Origin of the sequence: Thiohalocapsa sp., assembly GCF_022340605.1 — a bacterium.
In the GTDB taxonomy this organism is placed as follows: Bacteria; Pseudomonadota; Gammaproteobacteria; order Chromatiales; family Chromatiaceae; genus Thiohalocapsa.
In genome coordinates, this window is the sequence record NZ_JAJDNQ010000085.1 from 1 (window position 1) to 24,881 (window position 24,881).

General features: G+C 69.0%; 16 protein-coding genes. 7 read left to right on the forward strand and 9 right to left on the reverse strand.

From position 1 onward, the window contains the following. Together LJE69_RS11720 and LJE69_RS11725 are read left to right on the forward strand one after the other, a co-directional pair. Positions 1-3,254 (forward strand): type I restriction endonuclease subunit R (locus LJE69_RS11720; protein ID WP_296925169.1); only part of this gene is annotated, 3,254 nt, incomplete at its 5' end. Positions 3,255-3,673: 419 nt separating this feature from the next. After that, the gene (locus tag LJE69_RS11725; RefSeq protein WP_296925171.1) at positions 3,674-3,919 is read left to right on the forward strand and encodes a hypothetical protein; all 246 of its coding nucleotides are present in this window, start codon (positions 3,674-3,676) and stop codon (positions 3,917-3,919) included. 257 nt (positions 3,920-4,176) lie between these two features. Here LJE69_RS11725 and LJE69_RS11730 read toward each other — a convergent pair whose 3' ends face one another. From LJE69_RS11730 to LJE69_RS11760, 7 genes are all read right to left on the reverse strand, one after another. Next, on the reverse strand, positions 4,177-5,073 hold the full coding sequence (locus LJE69_RS11730; RefSeq protein WP_296925173.1) for a tellurite resistance TerB family protein: 897 nt from the start codon (positions 5,071-5,073) through the stop codon (positions 4,177-4,179). Between the two features lie 387 nt (positions 5,074-5,460). Next, on the reverse strand, positions 5,461-6,825 hold the full coding sequence (locus tag LJE69_RS11735; RefSeq protein ID WP_296925175.1) for an NAD-dependent succinate-semialdehyde dehydrogenase: 1,365 nt from the start codon (positions 6,823-6,825) through the stop codon (positions 5,461-5,463). Between the two features lie 234 nt (positions 6,826-7,059). After that, positions 7,060-8,775: an AmmeMemoRadiSam system protein B gene (gene amrB, locus LJE69_RS11740; RefSeq protein WP_296925177.1), complete on the reverse strand. Its 1,716-nt coding sequence runs from the start codon at positions 8,773-8,775 to the stop codon at positions 7,060-7,062. A 139-nt stretch (positions 8,776-8,914) separates the two neighbouring features. Continuing rightward, the gene (locus tag LJE69_RS11745) at positions 8,915-9,103 is read right to left on the reverse strand and encodes a hypothetical protein (RefSeq protein WP_296925179.1); all 189 of its coding nucleotides are present in this window, start codon (positions 9,101-9,103) and stop codon (positions 8,915-8,917) included. Beyond that, on the reverse strand, positions 9,100-10,107 hold the full coding sequence (gene amrS, locus LJE69_RS11750) for an AmmeMemoRadiSam system radical SAM enzyme (protein ID WP_296925181.1): 1,008 nt from the start codon (positions 10,105-10,107) through the stop codon (positions 9,100-9,102). Before amrS ends, LJE69_RS11745 begins: the two co-directional genes overlap by 4 nt. Further along, complete coding sequence (locus LJE69_RS11755; protein WP_296925183.1) at positions 10,104-10,385, reverse strand: hypothetical protein; 282 nt, start codon at positions 10,383-10,385, stop codon at positions 10,104-10,106. Before LJE69_RS11755 ends, amrS begins: the two co-directional genes overlap by 4 nt. A gap of 387 nt (positions 10,386-10,772) precedes the next feature. After that, the gene (locus LJE69_RS11760) at positions 10,773-14,522 is read right to left on the reverse strand and encodes an FMN-binding protein (protein WP_296925185.1); all 3,750 of its coding nucleotides are present in this window, start codon (positions 14,520-14,522) and stop codon (positions 10,773-10,775) included. 242 nt (positions 14,523-14,764) lie between these two features. Here LJE69_RS11760 and LJE69_RS11765 point away from each other — a divergent pair, with 242 nt between their 5' ends. The 3 genes from LJE69_RS11765 (at position 14,765) to LJE69_RS11775 (ending at position 18,236) form a co-directional block, all read left to right on the forward strand. Continuing rightward, positions 14,765-16,381, forward strand: a complete 1,617-nt coding sequence (locus tag LJE69_RS11765) for a hypothetical protein (RefSeq protein WP_296925187.1) — start codon at positions 14,765-14,767, stop codon at positions 16,379-16,381. 300 nt (positions 16,382-16,681) lie between these two features. After that, entirely contained in the window at positions 16,682-17,428 is a 747-nt protein-coding gene (locus LJE69_RS11770; protein WP_296925189.1) for a DUF1614 domain-containing protein, read from the forward strand. A 235-nt stretch (positions 17,429-17,663) separates the two neighbouring features. After that, positions 17,664-18,236, forward strand: a complete 573-nt coding sequence (locus tag LJE69_RS11775; RefSeq protein WP_296925190.1) for a hypothetical protein — start codon at positions 17,664-17,666, stop codon at positions 18,234-18,236. Between the two features lie 32 nt (positions 18,237-18,268). On the opposite strand, the gene LJE69_RS11780 is transcribed toward LJE69_RS11775, so the two are convergent. Further along, the gene (locus tag LJE69_RS11780; protein WP_296925192.1) at positions 18,269-18,799 is read right to left on the reverse strand and encodes a GNAT family N-acetyltransferase; all 531 of its coding nucleotides are present in this window, start codon (positions 18,797-18,799) and stop codon (positions 18,269-18,271) included. 170 nt (positions 18,800-18,969) lie between these two features. Continuing rightward, positions 18,970-21,678, reverse strand: coding sequence for a bifunctional acetate--CoA ligase family protein/GNAT family N-acetyltransferase (locus tag LJE69_RS11785; protein ID WP_296925194.1), 2,709 nt, complete (start codon positions 21,676-21,678; stop codon positions 18,970-18,972). A gap of 913 nt (positions 21,679-22,591) precedes the next feature. Between LJE69_RS11785 and LJE69_RS11790 the strand changes: the two genes are divergently transcribed. Continuing rightward, positions 22,592-24,190, forward strand: coding sequence for a GMC family oxidoreductase (locus LJE69_RS11790; protein ID WP_296925196.1), 1,599 nt, complete (start codon positions 22,592-22,594; stop codon positions 24,188-24,190). Continuing rightward, positions 24,187-24,651 carry a hypothetical protein gene (locus tag LJE69_RS11795; RefSeq protein WP_296925198.1) on the forward strand — a complete coding sequence of 155 codons (465 nt, stop codon included), beginning with the start codon at positions 24,187-24,189 and terminating at the stop codon, positions 24,649-24,651. Before LJE69_RS11790 ends, LJE69_RS11795 begins: the two co-directional genes overlap by 4 nt. The last annotated feature ends 230 nt before the right edge of the window (positions 24,652-24,881 follow it).

Here is a 24,881-nt window from a genome sequence, read left to right on the forward strand (position 1 = left end):
TGAACCTCCAGGACGCCCGCGGCAGCTACGGCATCGCCGCCAGGGGCGCCGGCTGGACCTACCTGCCGCCGGCGGCCGTCCCGCGCGAGCCGCGGGAGGTCTTCTCGGAGCCGCTGGTGCGCGACGCGCTAATCGGGCTCAACCCCTGCATCGCGGAGCAGCCCGGGCGCGCCGAGGAGGTGCTCTACCGGCTCCGCGCCATCGTGCTGTCGGTGCGCTCCGACGGGCTGATCCGCGCCAACGAGGAGTTCACCGCCTGGCTGCGTGGCGAGCGCTCCATGCCCTTCGGCAAGGACGGCGAGCATGTAACCGTGCGGCTGGTGGACTTCGACGACCTGTCGCGCAACCAATACCTGGTCACGACCCAATACAGCTACCGCGCCGGCCCGGCCGAGCGGCGCGCGGACCTGGTGCTGTTGGTGAACGGGCTGCCGCTGGTGCTGATCGAGGCGAAGACCCCGGTGCGCCCGGCGGTGAGCTGGGTGGACGGCGCCATCCAGGTGCACGACGACTACGAGCGCTTCGTCCCGGAGCTATTCGCCTGCAACCTGTTCAGCGTCGCCACCGAGGGCAAGGCGCTGCGCTACGGTTCTATCCACATGCCCGTGCACCTGTGGGGGCCCTGGCGGCCGGCGGAGGAGGACGTCGACGCCGACGACCCCGATGCGGCAGCCGCCGGCGGGCTCGCGGAGCTGGAGCACGCCGTGTGCGGGCTGATGGCGCCGGCGACGGTGCTCGACATCCTGGCCAACTTCGTGCTGTTCGCCACGGACAAGAAGCAGCGCCGGCTCAAGGTGGTGTGCCGCTATCAGCAATACGAGGCCGCCAACCGCATCGTCGCGCGCGTGGTGGCCGGGCAGCCGAAGCGCGGGCTGATCTGGCACTTCCAGGGCTCCGGCAAATCGCTGTTAATGGTGTTCGCGGCGCAGAAGCTGCGCCTGCACCCCAAGCTCAAGAACCCGACGGTGCTCATCGTCGTGGACCGCATCGACCTGGATGCGCAGATCAGCGCCACCTTCCACGGCGCCGATGTGCCGAACCTTCAAAAGGCCGAGTCCCGCCGCGCGCTGAAGACCCTGCTTCGCCAGGACACGCGCAAGATCATCATCACGACCATCTTCAAGTTCGGCGAGGAGACGCCCGCGCAGAGCGTCGCGCGGCTACTGAAGCAGATCCCGGAGCTCGCGCAGCGCGGCGAAGCGCAGGCGGCCGCGGATGAGCTCGGCGTCGCCTGGCGCAAGGTCGGCAAGGTGCAGGACACGGCCAAGCAGGCCGAGCAGCGCGACAAGCTCCAAACCCTCGCCGCCGAGCTGGGGCTCGCGCTGCCGAGCCCCGCCGCCGCGGCCGCGGATGATGCGAGCGGGGCCGCATCCGATGCGGGCAGCGACGGCGGCGACGACACCGCTGCCGACGACCCCGACCAGCCGGGCAACGACTCCCCGGTGCTGAACGAGCGGCACAACATCATCGCCCTGGTGGACGAGGCGCACCGCACCCAGGAGGGCGACCTTGGCATGCAGATGCGCGCGGCGCTGCCGAACGCCTTCCTGTTCGGGCTCACCGGCACGCCCATCAACACCCGCGATCGCAATACCTTCTACGCCTTCGGCGCGCCAGAGGACGCCAATGGCTATCTCAGCCGCTACGGCTTCGAGGAGTCCATCCGCGACGGCGCCACGCTGCCGCTGCACTTCGAGCCGCGGCTGGTGGAGCTGCGCATCGACAAGGACGTCATCGACGAAGGCTTCCGTGCGCTGACCGGTCGCCTGTCCGATGCGGACCGCGACAACCTGGCCAAGACCGCCGCCAACATGGCCGTGCTGGTGAAGGCGCCGGAGCGCATCGAGGCCATTTGCGCGGATATCGCGACGCACTTCCAGGCCAAGGTGGCGCCGAACGGCTTCAAGGCGATGGTGGTCACCTTCGACCAGGAATGCTGCCTGCTCTACAAGGCCGCGCTGGACCCGCACTTGGCCGAAGGCATCGAGACGGACATCGTCATCTCGGTGCAGGGCAAGGAGAAGGACGACGCCCGCTACGCCCCGTACAAGCGCGACCGCGACACCGAAGAGGCCCTGCTGGACCGCTTCCGCGACCCGAACGACCCGCTCGCGATCCTCATCGTCACCGCCAAGCTTATGACCGGCTTCGACGCGCCCATCCTGCACGTGATGTACCTGGACAAGCCGCTGCGCGATCACACCCTGCTGCAGGCAATCACCCGCACCAACCGCACCTACGCTCCACCTGGGAGCGACGGCATGGCGACGAAGTCCCACGGGCTCATTGTCGACTACGTCGGCGTCTTCGACGACGTGGCCAAGACGCTCGACTTCGACGAAAGGGGCATACAGAAGGTCGTTGGCAACATCGCGGCGCTCAAGACCGAGCTGCCCGGCGCAGTGCAGAAGTGCCTGGCCTACTTCCACGATGTGGACCGCACCCTCGCCGGCTATGCGGGGCTGATCGCCGCGCAGCAATGCCTGCCGAACAACGCCACCCGCGACGCCTTCGCGGCGGACATGAGCGTGCTCAGCAAGCTCTGGGAGGCCCTGTCTCCAGACCCGGTGCTGCAACAGTACGAGGACGATTACCGCTGGCTCGCGCGGGTGTACGAGAGCATCAAGCCCGCCGGCGGTCAGGGTGCCCTACTGTGGCACGCCTTCCACGAAAAGACCCTCAAGCTGATCCACCAGAACGTGCACGTGGACAACCTCCGGGACGACCTCGACGAGCTGGTGTTCGACGCCGACGTCATCGAGGCCATCCTCGACTCGCCGGAGCCTGCGAAGAAGACCAAAGAGATCGAGATCAAGCTCACCGCTCGGCTGCGCAAGTACCAGGGCAACCCGCGCTTCAAGGCCCTCTCCGAGCGGCTGGAGGCGCTCAAGCAGCGCTTCGACCAGGGCCAGACCAACAGCGTCAACTTCCTCAAAGAACTGCTCGACATCGCCCGCGAGACCGTCGAGACCGAGCGCGCCACCCCGCCCGAAGAGGACGAGGACCGCGGCAAGGCGGCGCTCACCGAACTGTTCGAGCAAGTGAAGAGCCCCGAAACGCCGGTCATCGTCGAGCGCGTCGTCGCCGACATCGACGCCATCGTCCGCGTCGTGCGCTTCGACGGCTGGCAGCACACCAGCGCCGGCGAGCGCGAAGTCAAGAAGGCGCTGCGCAGCACGCTGTTCAAGTACAAGCTGCACAGCGATGCGGAGTTGTTCGAGAAGGCTTATGGATATATTCGGCAGTATTACTGAGCCCGCACCCTGCTGCGACAGACCGGAGCGGCCGCCAGGGTTTCCTCGCCGCACTGCCGGACACCACCAACCCGCCACGCCCCGGCGCCCTCGCCGCAGGCGAGGAGTCCGGCGCCCGCGATCCGCATTGGCCGCAGCCGCGGTGTGGGGTGGATGAGCGCAGAGGCCGTCAAAGTATCCGGTGTAGGTCGGGTTGGCGCAGCGTAACCCGACGCTGGGCGACGGTGCGCCCTTGATTGTCGGGTTACGCTATCGCTAGCCCGACCGACGATCCGCTCTCGTTTCCGGAGTTGCGAGCAATACTTTCGGGGCCTCGAAGCGAAATCCACCGATCCTGGTGCCGACAGACGCCCCGATGGTGGACTACGCCGCGCTTGTCCACCCTAGCGGTTTTTCCCTCGGCCAACAGGCATACGACCATGCGCGTTGCTGTCCGCCTCGTCCCCGCCTTGCTCCTGCCCGCCCTGCTGCAGAGCTGCAGCGACCGGGCCGACGCGCCGGCCACGCCGGACCAGATCGCGAAGCTGGATCAGGTGGTGGAGCGTGTCCCCGCGGTGAAGCCGCTGGCCGACAAGGCCAAGGCGGATGGGACGGTCACCCAGCGGGAGATCCTCGACGTGTTCACCGCGGCGGAGAAGGTGAAGAAGGGCGACGGCACGGAGTAAGCCGAAGCCAACGGTCCTCGCGGCGCGTCTCGCGGGAGGGTGCGGCTCGCCGCTCGCGTGTCGCGGCTGTCTTGGCCCTATTGGCGCTAAGCGTTGGGCCTCCTGACGTCGGCCCAACCTACGCGAGGTCGGCGCCTTGGCATCCTATTTGAACTTTTATGCATACTCGCGGTGGGCATACCGGGACCTTGCCCTGCCCGGGGGGCGAGGTTGCGAAGCCATCCCTGGCGGTTGAGCGGGCCTGTTGGCCGCGTGCGTCAGGCGACGCCGACGGCCTGGTGCAGGTAGGCCACGGCGTGCTGGTTGAGACCGAGCTTGGCGGCGAGTTCCTGGAGGTAGCGCTGCTCGGCGTCGGTATCCACCTGGATGGCCATCAGAGAGGCGGTGTAGATCTGGGCCGCGGCCTGTTGGTTGGGGACGGCGTTGACGATGGCGTCGGTCTCCATGGGCTTCTGCATCTCGGTGAGGACGAACTGGCGCTCTTCTTCGGTGATGCCGTCCTCCTGCATCTTGCCCAACAGGCGTTGCGCCTCCTGTGGGTCGATCTGGCCGTCGGCCTTGGCGGCGTTGATCATGGCGCGGATGGTGAGCGTGGCCATGTCCTCGATCTTTTGTTCTTCCTCCGCGTTGGCGGGCTTGCGCAGGCCGGCAATGATGGCCGAGGCCTCATCGAGGTTGAAGCCGCCGGCACCGCCGGCCGGAGCGGCACCGCCCGTCGGCGCGGCGCCCGGCGCGCCGCCGCTGGCCATCATCTGCTTGGCAGCCTCCAGGGCCTGGGCGGCCAGGGCGCCGAAGACGGACATGGCGCCGGCGCCGGCGGCGGTGGTGCCGGAGCCGGCGACGTTGGGCCCGCCCTGGCCGCTGAAAACGGCGCCGCCGATCTGCTTCAGGATATCGAAGGCCATGCCATTGCCGCCGCGCTGACCGCCGCCGCTCATCATCGGTCCGGCGATCTTGCCCAGCATGTCGAACAGGTTGCCGGGGCCGCCCTGCGGCATGCCACGGGGGGACATGCCACCGGGCGGCATTCCACCGGGAGGCATGCCACCGAACATGCCGCCTGGGCCCTGACCGCCCAACATGTCCTGCATGCGGCCGGCGGTCGGGCGCATACCGCCCTGCATCAGTGAACCAAGGATGTCGAAGGCATTCATTTGCGTGCTCCAGAGTGGCTATGGGGTCGCGTCGGCATCGCGGTCCGATGGAACGCCAAACCTTGCAGGGCGCCGGGACGGCCGAGACCGCCCGCCGATTCTAAGCGGGCCGCCGACTGGATGGCCGCGTCTCGTGCCGGCAAACGCCCGGCTGTCGGCCGAAGCCCTTGTGTGCCTCCGCTATCTGCCGCGGGGATGTGATTGGGCAAGCAGTGATCGCAACGCCGAGCGTGTGGGAGCGCCGTCCCCGGCGCGATTAGCGGACTCGACATCGCGGCGGGGACGCCGCTCCCACGGCGCGGGCTAGGCGCCGGCGTGGCGGTGTGGGAGCGCCGTCCCCGGCGCGATTAGCGGACTCGACATCGCGGCGGGGACGCCGCTCCCACCTCAACGCACCCAAAGCGTCTGCTCGTTGACGAACTCCCGAATTCCGAGCCGCGACAACTCGCGCCCGTAGCCGGAATCGCCGATGCCGCCGAAGGGCAGCCGCGGATCGCTCTTGACCATGCCGTTGACGAAGGCGCAGCCGCAGGCCATTTGCCGAGCGAAGCGCTCGCCGCGGGTGGCATCTTCGGTCCAGACGCTGCCGCCGAGGCCGAAGCGGCTGTCATTGGCGATACCGAGCGCCTCCTTCTCGTCGGCCGCCCGGATGACCGCCGCCACCGGCCCAAACAGCTCGTCCGTGTAGGCGGGCATGCCGGGGCCGACGTGGTCCAGCAGCGTCGGCGCATAGAAGAAGCCGGGCCGGTCCAGGGCCTTGCCGCCCATCACCAGCACGGCGCCGGCTTCGACACTGGCCTGTACCTGGGCATGCAGCTCGTCGCGCAGATCGGCGCGGGCCATGGGTGCGAGCGTCGTCTGCGGATCGGCGGGATCGCCCGGGCGCAGCGCCTCGATGCCGGCGCGGAAACGCTGCATGAAGGCGGCCTCGACGGACGCCACGACGATAAAGCGCTTGGCAGCGATGCAGCTCTGGCCCGCGTTCATGAAGCGCGCCTGGACGGCCATCTCGGCGGCGAGGTCCAGGTCCGCGTCCCCCAGCACCACGAAGGCGTCGGAGCCGCCCAGCTCCAGCACGGTCTTCTTGAGATGCGCACCCGCTGCCGCCGCGACCTTGCGGCCGGCCACGTCGCTGCCGGTAAGGCTCACGGCCCGCACCGCCGGGTGCGCAATGACGGCGTCCACCCTGCCCGCCTCGATCATCAGCGCCGAGAACACGCCTTCCGGTGCGCCGGCATCGCGGAACAGGTCCTCGATGGCGAGCGCGCAGCCGGGCACATTGGACGCGTGCTTGAGCAGCACCGGGTTGCCGGCGGCGAGCGCCGGCGCGGCACAGCGGAACACCTGCCAGAACGGGAAGTTCCAGGGCATGACGGCCAGCACCGGTCCGAGCGGCGTGCAGGCAATCAGGCTGCGGCCGGCGTCCGACGGAATGAGCTCATCGGCCAGGTAGGCCCGTGCCTGCTCGGCGTAGTGCTGGCAGGCCAGGGCGCACTTCTCCACTTCGGCCTCGGCCTCGCCGATGAGCTTGCCCATCTCGACGGTGATGAGCGCCGCAAGCGGGGTCTTGTGCTCGCGCAGCAGCGTGGCCACGCGCGTCAACAGGGCGCAACGTGCAGCCAGTGTCTCGGCGGCCCAGGCCGTTGCGGCACGCGCTGCGGCCTCCAGCCGGGCGGCGACGGCAGCGTCGTCCATGGGCTCGAAACGCTCCACCAGCTCGCCGCTGGCGGGGTTGATGCTTGCAAATGACATGGTGAAATCTCCCGTCTGTGGCCCCGTTGTCAGGTCTTGCGCCGGTGCTTACAAACCCGGGGCGTGACTCGCGACCGGGGCGCTTCGACGCGCCGGCGCGCTGCTTGAATTCGGCGTTGCGAGCGCGGTAGGTCGGGCCGACGTCAGGAGGCCCGACGGCGGCGTTGCCGCCGGACTTCGCTGTCGCTCAGTCCGATCTACGCGGCACACCTGCCGCGATGGGCCGGCGCTCGGTCAGTGGGGCGCAGGCCCGTCCTGCGCCGCCGGCCAGGCGTAATGCGCCTTGTATTCGACCGTGGTGAAGACCTCGAAGGACGCACCGTCGCGCCAGGCATCCGCCGGCAGCCCGGCCTTGAGGGCAAGCTGCGACATGGTCGTCTCCCGGTCCCAGCCCATCTTGGAGGCGACCTCGGGCAGGTACAGGGCGTAGTGGCCGTCCTTCTCCAGCGTGACGCCCTGCTCGCCCAGGTGCAGCTCGTCGATGGAGTCGATGGGCCGCGGCGGCGTCAGCACGTTGACCTCCACCTCCAGCTTGTCCAGCTCCTCCGGCTGCACCGCTCGGAAGCGGTTGTCCCTGGTGGCGGCGTTGGCGCCGCTCTGCAGCACGGACAGGAACACCGGCAGGTCGTCCGGCACGTGGCCCACACAGCCGCGCAGCGCGCCGTCCTTCCACAAGGTGACGAAGGCACCGGCCCGCTGCTCCAGCGCCGGCGGCAGGCCGTCCACCGCGGCGAGCAGCTCGGCGTCGGGCACCTGGTCGCTGCCGAGCACGGCGCGGCGGATGCCGAGCACGGCGAGCCGGTGCAGGCGCGCGAGGTTGTCGGCATCGAGACCGGCATCCGGCGCGGTGCCTTCCCCCGTGGGAGCGGCGTCCCCGCCGCGATCCGCGCCACCGTCCCGCGCCGTGGGAGCGGCGTCCCCGCCGCGATCCTGAGCCCGCGATCGCGCCGGGGACGGCGCTCCCACACCGCCCTGCCAGTGCCCGGCCGGCGCCGTCACCCCCAGCGCCACGTAGCTCACCGAGTTGAGCCAGTCGCCGGTCAGCTCCCCGCTGGTGGCGTAGGCAAGCCGATGGACCTCGGCGTCCGCCGGCAACAGCGCCAGCAGCACCGCCAGCGGCCGAATCCCGCAAACGGTGATGCCGGTGCGCGCCCGGTACTCGAGCAGACCTTGTGCATCCAGCGCCGCGATGCGCGCGACGGCACCGTCGTCGAGGGCTCGGATCTGCGCCTGGACGTGCTCGTCCGGCAGAAACGGCAGATAGCCGAAGCGAGGCCCATAGTGGGTGAAGTCGCTGGAGACCACCAGCAGGGTGTGATCGTCGACGAAGGGCCGGATGAGGTCCGCCGCCCGCGCGTAGTCGTTACCATCGAGCCGGCCCACTAGGATCGGCACCAGCCGCCAGCCGGGCGCGAGGGTGCGTTGCAGGAACGGCAGCTCGATCTCGATGGCATGCTCCTGCGCGTGGGCGTCCGAGTCCGCGTGCACCAGCGGCGAGGCGCGCAGCTTCGCGATGACAGGCTCATCCAGCGGCACCTGCCCCAGCGGCGTCGCGTAGGCATCGACAGGGGCGATGGACAGGCCGTCGAAGTCGGCCCGATGCGACGGCGCCAACAGCACCACGCGCCCGTAGTCGGCGCCTTGCACCAGCTTGAAGGCGGCCGCCGCGGTGGCGCCGCTGTAGGCGTAGCCCGCGTGGGGTGCCACCAGCGCGCGCAGCCGGACCGCCGGCGCCTCCGGGTGGGCGGCGGCGAGCAGGCCGTCGATGGTCTTGGCGAGGATCTCGGGGTCGGCGGAATACCAGTTCCCGGCCAGGGCGCTGGGCCTGACGACATCGGCGGCGTGATCGTGCGCCTCCTCGGACCAGCCCACCACGACCGCCGCGGCGGCCACCAGCAGGATCAGTATCAAGGCCGCGAGCCTCGCGGCCCGGGTGGTGCGCATCGGCATGGTTTGGCCTCTGGTGCGCTCTTGCGGAAGTATCGAGACCACGCTCAACGCCGCCCGCGGCGCTGATCCGTGTCGCCCTCCAGGGCGATACGGGCACGGTCCAGCCCGAGACCGGGCGCGGAACTTTCATATCGCTGCACTAGCCTGCCAGATCGTGCGGGCGGTAGAAGTCCGCCTCGTGGAGGCTGATCTCGCGCTGAACCGGCCGCGCGGGCGCCGACGTCCGCAACCAGGGCAGTAGCAGGCCCAGCGTACCCAGCCCGCCCAGCAGGGCCAGCACACGCCGGCGCTCAGGCTGCCTCGAGGATCGATCAGGCTCGCGGGTCATGGTTGCTCTCCAAACAGTTCCGCGGACCGCCAGACGCCTGGAATACGCTCGTTGCAGCTCGGGCAGCGGCCGTCCGGGGTCAGCGCGTAGTGGGTGATCATGAAGCCGACGCGGCCGATGAGCAAAGTCCCGTCGCGCGGGCAGTAGGTGGAGTTGCCTTCGTGGCCGAGCACGTTGCCGACGTAGACGTGCTCCATGCCGACGTCCTTCGCCTCGCGCCGTGCCAGGTCCAGGGTCTCGACGGGCGTCGGCGGCAGGTTGCGCATGCGGTACAACGGCTGGAAGCGGCTGAAGTGCAGCGGCGTGCCGGGGCCGAGCTCGTCGTGCACCCAACGCGCCAGGCGGCGGATCATGGCGGGGTCGTCGTTCAGGGTTGGGATCAACAGGTTCGTGACCTCTAGCCAGACGCCTTCTTCGCGCATGGTGACCAGCGCGTCCAGCACCGGCTTCAGCGTCGCGCCGTTGACGCGGCGGTAGAACCCGTCGTCGAAGGCCTTCAGGTCCGCGTTCACGGCGTCGATGACCCCGCACAGCTTCCGCAGCGGCTCCCGGTTGATGTAGGCGGCGGTGATGAAGCAATTGGCCAGCCGCTGCGCATGGGCCAGCTCGGCGGTGTCGTAGACGTACTCGTAGAAAACGATGGGGTCGGAGTAGGTGTAGGCGATGCTGCGGCAGCCCTCCTCGCGGGCGGCGCGCACCAGCTCCGGCGGGTCGAGCCGGTAGATCTCCTCCATCTCCTCGCCGCCGCGCTGCGAGAGCTGCCAATTCTGGCAGTTGAGGCAATGCAGGTTGCAGCCGGCGGTGGCGATGGAGAAGACCGGCGCGCCCGGCAGGAAGTGATAGAGCGGCTTTTTTTCCATCGGGTCGATGTGCACCGCGGACGGGCGCCCGTAGGTGGTCGCCCGCAGCCGCCCGCCCAGGTTGACGCGGATGCGGCAGTCGCCCGCCGCGCCCTCGGGAATGACGCAGCCGCGGGGGCAGAGCTCACAGGTGACGGCGGTCATGGCCGCTGCTCCGCACCGGTCGCGTGCGTCTCCTGCCGCGTGGCCTCGTGGTACCAAACTGCCTCATGCTCGCTGAGATTGCCGACATCGATGCGTCGCTCGAGGGCCGGCAGATCGATGGCACGCCAGCCGGCGCCCTGAAGCCCGGCCAGCCGCAGGCCTTCGCCGAGCTGCAACGCGATCACGCACCCGGTGAGCAGCACCAGGGCGAGGAAGCGGAGCTCGCGCTCGTGGATGTGTCGTGAGTAGAGGTGTCTCGGCCCGTACATGGCGGCCATGGCTCGTCGGAAGCGATGATGCAACTTTAGACGATGGCGGCGCGCCGATGGTTCGGTGTCCGAAGCGCACAATCTGCTCCACAAACGCGTCCACGTCGGCGCTGCGTAAGGTCGCCTTCGTGCTGTTCAACACGATCGGCTCGTCCGTGACGGCCAGGGCATCGATCTGCTCGCAGGGCGACGGTGCGCCGTTGATGGTCGGGTTACGCGATCGCTAACCCGACCTACCATAACGATTGATCCAGGCGGACCGGCGTGGGAGCGCCACTGCCTTTTGTGGCGCGACGACGGCTGGAAGGTTGCCTGCCGCCCGGCAGTTACTCCGAGACATGATGCGCTGCCTTGCCGCCGGTCGCGGCACCACGAGTGCCGCTCCCACGAGCGCTGCTACGATCCTTGGATGAATGGTTGGGGTGACCGATTGCCCGGGGGCGCAGCGTCCCGCCGGTGCCGCAGCCGCGTATCCTCGCCGCCCAGGCAGCGGGCGCAGCGGATGCAGTCGACATCGTACTCGCCGCGCACGCCGAGGTCGCAGTGCTCGAAGCGGCGCTTGGGCGCGAGCCTACCGAGCAGCGCAATCTTGTTGCCCAGCGCGAGGAAGGCCCCCAACGGACAGAAGTAGCGGCACCAGAAGCGCACGTAGAACAGCGAGCCCAGCAGCACCGCCGCCGCGAGCACCAGCATCCACCCGCCCAGGCCGCCAAACACCCGCTGCATCGGGTCGAACGCCGCCCACAGGGTGTCGCCGCTGAGCCAGACCGCGATGAGCATGCCCGCGAGCAGCAGGTACTTGAGGTAGCGCGCGGCCTGGTCCACGCGCCGGTCCGGATAGCTGCGCAGCCCGAGCCAACGGCCGGCGCGGGACAGGAGCTCCTGCAGCGCGCCGAACGGGCACAGCAGCCCGCACCAGATGGGTCCGAACAAGAGCGCGGTGACGCCGGCAAAGCCGAGCAGCAGCCAGCGCTGCGGATTCGCGGCCGGCGTGGCGACCTTGCCGAGGGTGAGATTCACGAGGTCGATCTCGGTGAGCGGCGTGTTGAGCCAGAGCCCGAGCACCCCAAGCGTGGCCACCAGCAGCACCAGCCGCGCGCGGAGCGCCCCGGTCAGATGGACGATCAGCGCGGTGAGCAGCAGCCCCACCGTCGCCCAGAACGGCGCACCGAGCGACGCCGCCGCCGGCGCCTGCAACGGCGGCTTGGCGCTGCCGAAGGCCACCTCGCCCACCCGCCCCGCGGCGCGATTGATGGTCGCGAGCACCGCGCGGCTCGTGACAGTGGCACCGCTCATCCCGTCCACCCGCTCCAGGTCCAGGGGTCCGGCGGCCAAGTCCGCACCGGCCAAGCCCGCGAGCCAGGTATCGATGCCGGCGATATAGCTCGGCGTCTCGTTCGATGCCAGATAGCGCACGCCCATCAGTGTCCCGTCGCGATTCACGGCCAGCAGCAGGTTGATGGGACCACCGTAGCCGTGGACATCAGGCGCCGCGGCCATGCTGGCCAGCGCCGCGACGCTGGGCCCGAGTTCCGCGGCAGGGCCGTCCGGAGAGCGGCCGAGGTAGTGCACGAAGGGCCGTTCCACCGCGGCAAAGCGCATGTCGCCCGCTAGCTCCGTGAGCTTCGACGGGTCGAAATGCACCTGCGGTCCGGGTGCCGTGCCCTGCTCCAGCAGGTGCCAGCCGTACACCAACAGCACCGCGTAGATCAGCGCCCAGCCCAGCCCCGGCCACGGGAACGACGGCATGGCGCGCTCCCGGCGGGCCGGCGTCGGCGCCGGCAGGACCGGCAGCAGGCGGGCGGCCAGCAGCGGCACCGTCGCCAGCAGCGCGAGCATGGCCAGCACCCCGCAGGTGGCCGCGCTGCCCAGGAGCGGCAGCATCAGCGCGCCGGTGACCAGGCCGCCGGCGGCGCCGCCGAGGTTGTCGGCGGCGGTGGCGAGGCCGCCGCTCTGCACGATTTCGGGCCGGTTGCGGTGGCTGATGGCGACCGCGAGCGGAAAGCCCGTGCCGGCGAGCAGGCCGAGGAGCAGCGCCAAGGTCACGTAGCCCGGCTCCTGCAACGGGCCCGCCGCCGCGCCGAGCAGCGCCAGCGCGAGGGGCAGCATCAGCAGCACCACCGCCACCAGGCCCATCACCGCCACCAGCGCAACGACCGGCCGGCCCCGGCGCGCCCGCGCGGTGCCGAGCCCGGCGCCGAGGGCGAGCCCGGTCATGAAGACGCCGTTCAACAGCGCAATGCGCGCGAACACGAAGCCGACGTGGGACTGGTAGCCGAGCAGCAGCGTGAGCTGCGCCGCCATGGCGATTATGCCCAGCAGCGCCAGCAGAAAGACCGCGCCGCCGCGCTCGCCGGCGCCACGCGCAGTGCCTTCCATGCCGGCGCGCACCAGCCACAGCACCACCAGCAGCGCCGGCGGCAGCAGATAGGGCCAGGCGCCCATGCCACGCAGGGTCTTCAGCCAATCCACCAGGCCGGAACCGCTGAAGCGCCCCCACAGCAGCATGTTCAGGTAGTAGGTCACCGGACGCGCATCGGTGTCGATCTCGGCGGGCGTCTGGTCGAGCTGCGCGCGCACGAAGGCCACCTCGCGCGGGTCCAGCAGGTTGGCGAAGGCGCCGTCGGGCAGGTCGTCGCCTTTCGGCGCCATGGCCCGGTGGCGGCGGGCGAGCTCCGCGGCGTCGTCGCTGACGCGGCCCGCCGCGGCCGAGGCGCAGATGGTCTGCTCCTCGCCTGGCACGATGGCCAGGTGCGGCAGCACCGAGCCCAGGGTGTGATAGACCGAGCCGGCATAGCTCGCGATCTCACTGCCGAGGTAGCCGACGGCGCTGGCGACGCGGGTGCAGAGCACGCCGTCCGGGCGCATGCGCTCGCGCGTCTGGCGATAAAACTCGCGCGTGAAGAAACGGTTGCCGTGAGCGCTGGTGGGGCTGGCGCCGAGCACCAGGATCAGGTCGTAGCGGTCCGCCGTCTTGAGCCGGTTGACGAAGCGCCGGCCGTCCGCGAAGTGCAGCGCCAAGCGCGGGTCGCGCAGCGCCGCCTTGGTTTGCGCATCGAGGTAAGGCCGCACGGCCTCGAAGGCACGCTTGTCCGGCTCCACGACATCGATGTGCTGCACCGGATAGCGCAGCAGCGCCGCCGGCAGCCCGCCCGCGACGTCGCCGAGGATCAGCACCCGCCGCGCCCCGGGCGCCTGCGCGGCGAAATAGGCCGCGTCGCGCGTCACCTCGATGGGCTGCGGGAAGCTCTCGCGAATCTGGCCGTCGGCGACAATGGAGATCTGGCCGCCGGACGCCTGATCTTTGAGCTGAGCCACCGCGACATGTCCATAGCGCGTCTCCACCGAGCGCAGCAGCGTGAGCCCCGGCTGCAGGTTGGCGAAGCGCAGCAGCTCCAATTGGCGCTCCAACAGGCTCGTCGCCGGCAGCACCGCCAGCGCGAGGCCCAAACCCGCCACTAGCAGCGCCGTCCAGCTCGCGGCGGTCCGTCCGCCCCGCGGATAGAGCGACCAGGCGACCATGGCCAGCATCAGGGTCAGCACCCCGAGCGTCCGCGCGAGGCCAAGCCACTGTACCAGCACGAACGTAAACAGCACGCCGCCCGCCAGCGCCCCCAGCGCATCGGCCACGTAGAGCCGGCTCACGAGCCCCGTCGCACCGGCGTCGTCCCGGCCGGATTGGTCCGCGAGCGCCTTGCACGCGAGCGGGAAGCTGATACCCAGCGCCAGGCCGCTCGGGATGGTCACGACGGCGAAGGACAGGAACAGCTCGCCCAGCGGCACCAGCTCGCTCGCCGACACGCCGAGCAACGAGCGCACCGAGCGCAGCGCCAGCACCTGCACCAGCAACAGCAGCGGCAACAGCAGCAGCAGCAGCCGCAGCGCCGGCAGCGGCGCCTGCACCCAGCGCCGCCCGCGCAGCGCGGTCACGGCGAAAGCGCCCACCGCGAGCCAGAACAGCCAGCTGCCGTAGAAGGCGCCGAGGCTGAGCTCATTGCCGTAGAAGACCACCAGACCCTCACGGATCAGCAGCGCCTGCACGATCTGCGCGGCGGCGCCGAGCACCAGGATGGCCATGAAGATCCGCCGCCCCATCGGCGAGGCGTCTGGATGGGCCTCCTGCCGGGGCTGGGTCGGGCGTGACATCGAAGGCTGCGGGTGCGGTGCCGGATGGCTGTCCCATCGCCGGCCGACGGGTTAGGCTTGGCGCGGCCGGCCGGCGGCGGAGCGGGCGTCTCGTGCAGAGAGTAGCACCAACCTTGCCCGCCGCATTCGCCGCCCGGCATCGATCCCGCCCGAAGCGGTCTTCGCGCTGCACCCGTCGCCGTCGGCCTGACGCCGGCACGGGCGCACAACCACCCACCCCTGCACCGACCCACCGCCCCGCCATGTGGATAAAGCTGTACGACTGGCTCGATCGCAACGTCTTCGAGCTGGGCCGCGAAATGCGGTTCTCCTACCTGCCGCCGCTGATGGTCTACGTCGCTGCCGGCGTGCAGGGGCTGACGGCCATCGTCGGCACCTTCTTCGTCAAGGACTATCTCGGTCTGTCGGCGGAGCTGCTCGCGGCGCTCGCCTTCTGGGCCATGATTCCCTGGTCGCTGAAGATGCCGCTCGGCCACTTGGTAGACCTGATCTGGCGCTGGAAGGCACTGCTGGTCTTCGCCGGCGCGGCGCTCATCACCGCCAGCCTGCTCATCATGCTCGGCCTGCTCGGGCGGCCCGAGGCCATGGCCGCGGTGATGCCGGTGGATGCCTGGTACGTGCTGAGCGTGCTGCTGGCACCACTCGGTTACGTGGTGCAGGACGTCGTGGCGGACGCCATGACGGTGGAGGCGGTGCCGACCCTGGACGAGACGGGCCAGCCCATCGACGCCGAGCGCCGGCGCCTGATGCACACCACCATGCAGACCCTGGGCCGGGTCGCCATCATCGGCGGCGGGGTGTTCGTGGCGCTGCTGAACGTCTGGCTGTTCCGCGGCGTCGATGCCATGGACGAGGCCGGCAAGGTCGCCACCTACATCCAGATCTACACCCTGGCGCTGCTGATCCCGGTGACCTCCGTGTCCGGCGTCGTGCTCGGCGGCGTGCTCAAGTGGCGCGAGCTGCGGCGGCTGCGGGCGCTGGGCGAGACGGCCGCGGCCGAGCAGTTGCTCAAGGGCGGCGCCGAGGCCACGGCGCCCAACTGGTGGATCCTCGGCGGCAGCCTGGTGTTTGTGGTGTTCACGCTGGCGGTGGGCCTCGGCGATGTACCCTTCAACGAGGAGATCGTCTTCGCCGGCTCCATGGCCATCGTGTTGTTCCTGATCAACCGGCTGCTTAAGGAGCTGACGCCCGCGGCCGCGCGGGTGCTGCTCGGCACCGCCATCATCATCTTCGTCTACCGGGCGGTGCCGACGCCCGGCGCCGGCCAGACCTGGTGGCTGATCGACGACCTCGGCTTCGATCAGCAGTTCCTGTCCGTGCTGTCGCTGGTGGGCAGCGGCATGGCGCTGGCGGCCATGTTCGTCTTCCGCCGCTTCATGGCGGATCACTCCATCGCCTACATCATCGGCTTCTTGACCCTCCTCGGAACCTTTCTGGCGCTGCCGATCCTGGGGCTCTACTACGACGTGCAGGCCTGGACCGCCGCGCATACCGGCGGCCTCGTCGATGCGCGCTTCATCGCGCTGGTGGACACCGCGGTGGAATCGCCGCTCGGGCAGGTGGCGATGATCCCGATGCTGGCGTGGATCGCCAACTCGGCGCCGGCACACCTCAAGGCGACGTTCTTCGCGGTGATGGCCTCCTTCACCAACCTGGCCCTGTCCGCCAGCCAGCTCGGCACCAAGTACCTGAACCAGATCTTCACCGTCACCCGCGAGGTGCGCACCGACGGCGTGGTGAGCGTGCCGGCGGACTACTCGGAGCTGGGCATGCTGCTCTGGACGGTGCTGGCGCTCGGCCTCGCCCTGCCCTTCGCGGCCATCGCGCTGGTCAAGCTCACGCGCCTGCGCAGCGCCTGAAGCAGCGCTGCTCCTGGAGCGCCGAGCTCCACTCGGCCGCACCCTGGAGCCGCCGAGCTCCACTCGGCTGCGCCCTGGGGCCGCCGAGTTGCACTCCACGCATCGGCTACCCGGCTGCGGTGATGCCGCCGCATCTGGGCTTCCGCCTCGGTACCTGCAACATTAAACCTGGAGCGGGAAACGTACCAGAACACGTGACACGACAGAGCCCTCGCCCGTTTTCATTGGTCGCCGCTTTCGTTCTCGTCTGCCCGTTTTATTACTCATGGCACCGCAGCGCCACAAACCGGGGTACGCCTCATGCACTACTTCCCAATCCCGCTACTCTATCTTGCCTTTCTGTCGTTCTTGTTCGTTATGGTGCTCTTGCTGGTGGAGGCCGGTGCCCTTCATTACCGCTATCAGCGGTTCGGCGTGAGTCGGTGGTGGGTGTATCTCCTGCTCTTGTTTTCGCTGCTCGGCAGCTACATCAATATCCCCATTGTTCGGCTGCCGCCCGAGCAAGTGGTGTCCGATGAAATCGTCAAGTTTTTCGGCGCCGCCTACATCGTGCCGGTCGCGGAGGACTGGCCGGGCACCATCATCGCCGTCAATCTGGGCGGCGCGGTCATACCCACCCTCCTCTCCCTCTACCTCTTCTTCAAGAACAGGCTGTTTTGGCAGGGCTTCGTTGCGGTCGCCGTCGTGGCGGGCTGCGTCTACCTGATGGCCCAACCGGTACGAGGCGTCGGCATCGCCGAGCCCGTATTCGTGCCGCCCCTGATCGCCACCGGCGTCGCGCTGGCGATCTCGCGCCGGCATGGGCCGGCGCTTGCCTACATCGCCGGCAGTCTGGGAACGCTCATCGGGGCCGACCTGCTCAACCTAGGCAAGATCCCTGGCCTCGGCGCCCCCATCGCCTCCATCGGCGGCGCCGGCACCTTCGACGGCATCTTCGTCACCGGCCTCCTGGCATTGCTCCTCGCGAGCCTGTTCGGTGGGCGACAATCCGACCAGGATGACTTCCAGCTCCCGAACAGGGCCGACAAAAGGCCGCCACGAAGATGACCGTGCGGGCGTTGATCGTAAGCCCGACCAGCGCCACGACGCCGGTTCGCTGGCGCTAGCTCCCACGCTCCCGCGTGGGAGCAAGGGCGGACGCTCTGCGTCCCGCGCGGCCATTGTCGCCGGATGGTCGAAATTGTCATCAAGGCCACCGCGCAAGCGGGCACGGACGAATGCGTTTCCGCGCCCGGCGCGCTAGCATATAGCGCAATTCACACGCACGACAGGCAGTGCGAATATGACCGATAATCGCATCGGAAAAATGCACTTTCGCCGCATGGACGAAGGCTCGCGAGCGGACTTTAAGGTGATGCAGCGCGTCCACGAACAACATCTCGCGAATCTGCCGGATCTATTGCTCGGTATGCTCAACAGCCTGAACGCGGATGACGCCTATCCCGTGGACCGCCTTACGCACAGCCTGCAAGCAGCAACCCGCGCGTATCGCGACGGCAAGGACGAGGAATATGTCGTCTGCTGCCTACTGCACGACGTCTGCGAGTCGCTGGCCCCTTTCAACCATGGTGAGGTAATCGCCGCAATCCTGCGCCCTTTCATCAGTGAGGCCAACCATTGGATGTTGGCCAAGCACGGCATTTTCCAGACCTATTTCTACGGCGAGCAACTCGGCATCGACAAGAACCAGCGCGAGCAATACCGAAGCAGCCTCCACTATGAGCGCACCGTCGAATTCACCGCCAGGTACGACGAGGTCTCCTTCGATCGCGATTATCCCAGTGAACCCCTCGCAACCTTCGCGCCAATGGTGCGGCGTGTATTGACCAAGCAATGGTCGCCCCCCGGCGCCTAACGCTACAGTCATCCTTCCATCCGACTGATGGTTCACCATAGTTCCGGGTCGCACAAGGAGCGAACACAGGTTATCGTTGACGGTGCTCCTCGACCAGAACATTCTTTGAGAACAACGGCTTGCCACCCGAAAGGATACTGAAGCTCGCAAGGCGCTATGTAGTTGCGCGCAGTCTCCGCGTCAAAGCCAAACCTTCCGTAGTACTTTGGATCACCATAAACAAAGACGATATTTATCTCTGCGACTGACAGTTGGCGCAGGCCGTATTCAATTAACATCGAGCCGATACGGCGCCTTTGGCAATCGGCTTGTACTGCCAGCGGCGCCAAAATATAAGCCCGGCAATGATCGCTGTCATCAATTCTAACGGGGCTGAAAGCGATATGACCCACCACTACGTCGTCAACCTCCGCAATCAGGGAGATTGTCTTTGGTATCGTCTTTTCGGACAGAAGCTCAACGGCAAGCTTCGTGACAATCTCCCTTTCGCCTTTGGGAAAGGCGGACGAATAGATTCTTTTGATATCTTCACGATCATGATCTGTCGCTATTCGGATGTTCATGATTTGTTCGCCGAGTAAGTCCTGGAACAGCCTGCGATACGCGGCAAGGCGCGCCTCCCCGGAGCCCGCCAGCGCGAGTAGAGCGCATGCAGAAACGGGCAGACAAGGGGGACAGCTCACCTCTTCTACGCGGTCTCTGACGCGCGGGTGCGGTGGACGATGGCTACCTGCTATTGAGCGTCAAGGCGCAAGCGGACTTTGACGATCTCGAGGTCGTCCGGGTCGCGCTCGGTGGTGAAGCCCAGCACCTTGCAGAGCTTGAGCATGGTGCGGTTCTCGCGCAGGACGTCGCCGACGATTTCGCGGATGCCGCGGGATTTGGCGTAGTCGATGATGCGGCGCATGAGCAGGATGCCGAGGCCCATGCCGGCCATGTCGTGGCGTACCAGCACGGCGTATTCGGCGCTTTCGCCGCCGGGCTCGGCCGATAGGTTGACGACGCCGTAGATCTGGGTGCGGCCGGGGATGCCGGGGTCGGTGAGCACGAGGGCCATCTCGCGGTCGTAGTCGAGCTGGGTGAAGCGGGCGGCGGCGATGTGGTCGAGCGTGCGCATGGGCACGAAGAACCGCAGCCGCACCTCCTCGGGCGTGAGCTTGGTGACGGCGGTCTGGAGCGCGGGCTCGTCCTCGGGGCGGATCGGGCGCAGCAACAGCCGGCGACCGTCGCCGAGGGTGATGGTCTCTTCCAGTTCCTTGGGGTACGGCCGGATGGCGAGGCGCTCGCCGGGGTCGGTGGCGTTGCCGGCGACGGGGTCGATGCGGATGCGGGCATCGAGCGCGATGACGCCGTAGGCGTCGGCCAGCAGCGGATTGATGTCCAGCTCGCGCACCTCGGCGACGTCGCAGACGAGCTGCGAGAGGCGCACCAGCACCAGCGCCACCGCGTCGAGGTTGACCGGCGGCTCGCCGGCACAGCCCTTGAGCACCCGGTGGATGCGGGTGCGCGCGAGCAGCTCGTGCGCCAGGCGCAGATTGAGCGGCGGCAGGCCCAGGGCCGTGTCGTCGATGGCCTCCACCCGGGTGCCGCCGTGGCCGGCCAGCAGCACGGGGCCGAATTGGGGGTCGTCCGCGACGCCGACGATGAGCTCGAAGGCCCCGGGCCGGCGCACCATGGGCTGGACACTGAAGCCGAGCATGCGCGCCTCGGGGCGGGTGGCGGCGAGCCGCGCGGCCATGGCCTCGGCGCGCTCGAACACCGCCGCCGGGCCTTGCAGGTCCAGCGCGACGGCGCCGGCGGCCTGCTTGTGCAGCAGGTCCGGCGAGAGGACCTTGAGCGCCACGGGGCCGCCGATCTCGGCGGCGAGCGCGGCGGCCGCGGCCGGTGTCTCGGCCAGCCGCGTCGGCACCGCGGGAATGCCGTAGGCGGCGAGCACCTGCTTGGACTCCACCTCGGTGAGCCAGCCGCCGCGCTGGGCCCAGCCGTCGGCATCGATGCCATCGATGAGCGCGCGCACCCGCGCGGTGTCCGGTTGATGGTCCTCGGGCAGAGACGGCGGCGTCTCCATCAGGAGCTGCTGGCTTTCGCGATAGCGCACCAGGTACATGAAGGCCCGCACCGCCTGCTCCGGCGTGTCGTAGCTGGGGATCTGGTGCCGCGCCAGGGCGGCGCGGGCGTCACGCACCGACGCTTCCCCGAGCCAGCTCGTCAGCAGCAGCGGGCCCGCCCGGCGCGGTGGCTGGGCGACGACGGCGGCGGCCGCGTCGTCCGGCGACGACAGCGCGGTCGGGCAATGCAGCACCAGCAGGCCGTCGCTGGCGGGGACGTCGGCCAGGATCTTCAGCGCGTTCGTGTAGCGGCTGCCGGGGGCGTCGCCGACGATGTCCACGGGATTGGCCCGGGACCAGGTGGCCGGCAGTACGGCGTCCAGCGCGGTGATGGTTGCCTCCGGCAGCGCCGCGAGCCGGCCCCCCTGCTCCGTCAGCTCGTCCGCGGCGAGCGCGGCGAGGCCGCCGCCGTTGCTCAGGATCAGCAGCCGGTCGCCTCTGGGCGGCTTGGCCACGGCCAGCACCTCGGCGGCGTCGAATAGCTCGGTGAGGCCACCGACGCGCAGGATGCCGGCGCGGCGGAAGGCGGCCTCGTAGACCGCGTCGGTGCCGGCCAGCACGCCGGTGTGCGAGGCCACCGCGCGGGCGCCCGCCGGGTAGCGGCCCGCCTTCACGACAATAATGGGCTTCATACGCGCCGCGGCGCGTGCGGCGGACATGAAGCGGCGGGCATCGCGGATCGCCTCGATGTAGAGCAGGATGCCGCGGGTGGCCGGGTCGCCGGCGAGGTGGTCCAGCACATCCCCGAAGCTCACATCGGCCATATCCCCAAGGGACAGCAGGTGCGAGAAGCCGATGCCGCGGGGCGCGGCCCAGTCGATGATGGCGGTCAGGATGGTGCCGGACTGGGCGACGAAGGCGAGCCGGCCCGGCGCCGGCATGCGGTGCGCGAAGCTGGCGTTGAGGCCGCTCCCGGGCACGAGCACGCCGAGGGCGTTCGGCCCCACCAGGCGCAGCCGGTGGCGCGCGGCGGTCTCCCGCACCGCCCGCTGCAGGTCGACGCCGCCGGCGCACGCCTCCCGGAAGCCGGCGCTGATGACCACCGCGGCGCCTGCGCCGCGCGCACCCAGGGCGTCGATGATCCCGGGCACGGCGGCGGCCGGCGTGCACACCACGGCCAGGTCCGGCACCTCCGGCAGGCTCGCCACGTCTGGATAGGCGCTCTGACCCGCGATCTGCTTATGGTGCGGGTTGACGGCGTAGACAGGGCCGCGGAAGCCGGCACCCTGGAGGTTCGCCATCAGCGTCGCGCCAATGGAGCCCGGCCGCTCGCTCGCGCCGATGACGGCGACGGAGCGCGGCTTGAACAAGGCATCGAGCTGATTCCTGGCCATGCCTAAGTACCCCGTTTCAGGCAATTTTGCAGACGCCAACCCGGGCGCGGTCGGACCCGAGGAACCTTGTCGAAGTCGCCACTGGTTGTCGTGGTCGTGGTCGTAATCGTGGTCGTGGTCGTGGTCGGATAATCGACAACGACTACGCAGGCAAAGTCAGGAGAAACGCTGCACAAGTGCACGGCCATGGAATTGTCGATACCGTTCGCTGTTCGGCGCGAGCGCGTGTCGGACGCGTGTCGGCCGGAGTGTCGCCCTCCAGGGCGACACGGATCAGCGTTGTGGGCGGCCTCGAGAGTGGCCTCGATACTTCCACATCAGTGCAATAGCGAGGCGCTGCCTCGGACCGACAACGGCATGAGGCGGCGAATATCGCGTCGATCGACTCCCGGCATGCAACAAGCGCCGAGGGCCGAGGGCGGAGGCCTAAGGCGCAAAACGCGACCGCACAGAACCGCTCGCTTATCGTGCCGGCCATTGGTCCTTGACCCTTGGCCCTTTCAGATCGGTGCTGCGGTGCACACAAAACTCGACGCATCTGCAAGGATTTCGGTCCTTCAAGCAATCTGCTTACTATAGCCGGCGCGGACCAAGCCTCAATATGCCGTGTCGATGTGCGGCAGCGAGCCCACGCCCGGACCAGCGACGCGCCGTGACACTGCATCGATATAGGTTATAGCCCCATACCTTTCTTGAAATTTTCCCTGATTTGTCGCTAATAACCGGGGGCGCTAGACTTCGCGGCTTAACTTTCGCCCGGATCGACACGCCGCCGGCCAGTTGAGCGCCCTTTTGGATCGATCCAGTTGAGCGCATCAGCAAAGCGCCCAACCTGAGCCTCCCAGTCGAGCGCCCAATTCCAGGGCCGCGGCACCGCGTCCGAGCCAGCCCCGCCACGGAGCACCCCCCAGCCTTGTTCTCCGATGCCCGTATCCTAGACGACGGCAGTCGTATAGACGCCGATGTTGCCATCATTGGCAGCGGCCCCGCCGGTATCACAATTGCCCGCGCCCTGGCCGGTCCCGACCTGAAGGTCTGCATCGTCGAGTCTGGCGGTCTCACGCCGGAGGCCGAGACGCAGGCCCTGTACCAGGGCGAGAACGCCGGCATCCCGTATCCGCTCGCCGCCACCCGTTTGCGCCAGTTCGGCGGCACCTCGGGCCACTGGGGCGGGTTCTGCCGGCCGTTGGATCCCATCGATTTCGAGGCGCGGGACTGGGTGCCGCTGAGCGGTTGGCCGTTCAGCCGCAAGGCACTCGATCCGTACTGGGAGGCCGCAAGCGTGGTGGTGGAGACGGCGCCGGCCCGCTATGAGGACCCGGCCTACTGGGTCGAGAAGACCGGCGAGCCTCTGGTGCAATGGCGTGGCGGGCGCTTCATGACCCGCTTCTTCCAGTTCAGCCCGCCGACGCGCTTCGGCCAGCGCTACCGCGCGGAGCTGGAGCAGTCGCCGGACATCACCGTGCTGCTGCATGCCAACGTCACCAACATCGCCGCCCTGCCCTCGGGGGCGGCGGTGGGCCACCTGGATGTGAAAACCCTGACCGGCCGGCGCCACCGCGTGCACGCCAAGCGCTACGTGCTGGCCACCGGTGCCATCGAGAACGCCCGCCTGCTGCTGCTCTCGAACGACGTGATGCCCGCCGGCCTCGGCAATCAGAACGACTGGGTGGGGCGCTGTTTCATGGAGCATCCGCACCTGGGCGGCTTTGCCCATGTCGTCGTCGCCGATCCCCGGCGCCTGCCGCCTATTTTTCGCGGCCAGGTGCCGGTCGACGGACGCACCGCCCGGGTTGCGTATGTGCCCCATCCGGACTACCTGCGCCGCGAGCGGCGGCTCAGCGTGTCCTTCACCATGTCCCCGGTCGCGGACCTGCGGGCAGAGGGGGCCGACGTTACCGCATATACGCCGGCCAACCCCACGCCGGCCGACCCCGGTCCGTCCGACCTCGACCAAGTGAAAGCCGCCGTCGCCGAACAGCTCGACATGGTGCGCGCCGCCCGCCCGTTCCTCACCGACGGCGGCCGGCCGCCACAGCCGGATGATCCCGGTTATAGCGGCATGCAACTGGGCATCGGCTGCGCCTGCGAGCCGGTGCCCAACCCCGACTCCCGCGTCATGCTCGCCGCGGATGCCGACGCCTTGGGCCTGCGCCGCACGCTCCTCGACTGGCGTCTCACCGAGCAGGACCGGCGCAGCCTGGTGGCCAACATCGACGTCCTGGGCGCCGAGCTCGCCGCCGCGGGCGTTGGCCGCATGCGCCCGCTGCTGCCCCACGACGGACTCTGGGAGGCGATTGTGCGGGGCGGCTCGCATCACATGGGCACCACCCGCATGCATGATGACCCGAAGCGCGGCGTAGTGGACCGCAACTGCCGGGTGCACGGCATAGACAACCTGTATGTCGCCGGCTCCTCGGTGTTCCCCACTGCCGGCTCCGCGAATCCAACCCTGAACATCGTGGCACTGGCCTTGCGGCTGGTGGACCACCTCAAGGGGCAACCCGCATGAGCGTCCGCACGCGACAGCAAGCGTCCATCCTTCCAGCCCTTGACAGGCGGCGGTTCATCGCCGCCGCACTGGCCCTGACCGCGGGCGCCCTGACCTGCCGGCAGCCGCTTGCCGGCACGCCCACGGGCGGCAGCGGCGCCGACACGTCCGCACTGCTCGGCACACTCGGCGAGCCAGCGGCGGCCGGGCGCATCGGCGCCGCCTATCTCGCAACGCACCCGGACGAGGCCGACCCGGACCGGCTCGCGCAGCAACTGAGTCGCGCCCTCGGCATGCACACCGGCACACCGCCCGCGAGCTCCGAGGCGCTGATACGGGCGCTCGACGATCTGGTCGCCGCCGAGTACTGCGTTGCGCCCCTGGTGCGTGCCGACGGCTGGCTGCTGGCACCAAGCGAGGCGCGGTTATACGCGCTGGCCGCCCTGGCCCACGGCGCCGTGGCTCCATCCAACGCCACCTGAGGTTACTCAGTCAATCAACACAAGCTTCTTCCCCATCGAAAGCTCGGGAGGTCTCGGCTCGCCAGTCGGCTCGCACAAAGCGCACACTGTGTGTATGCCGCATGACACCAAGGCCGCTCGCATCGCACCGGGGCGCCGGAGCCCGACCGCTCCGCTCCCGGCGGCGGTCCGGTGCTCGCGCGCCCATGCCCTCTCCCTCTACCCGAAGACCCCCGCGCCTGCGTCCGCAC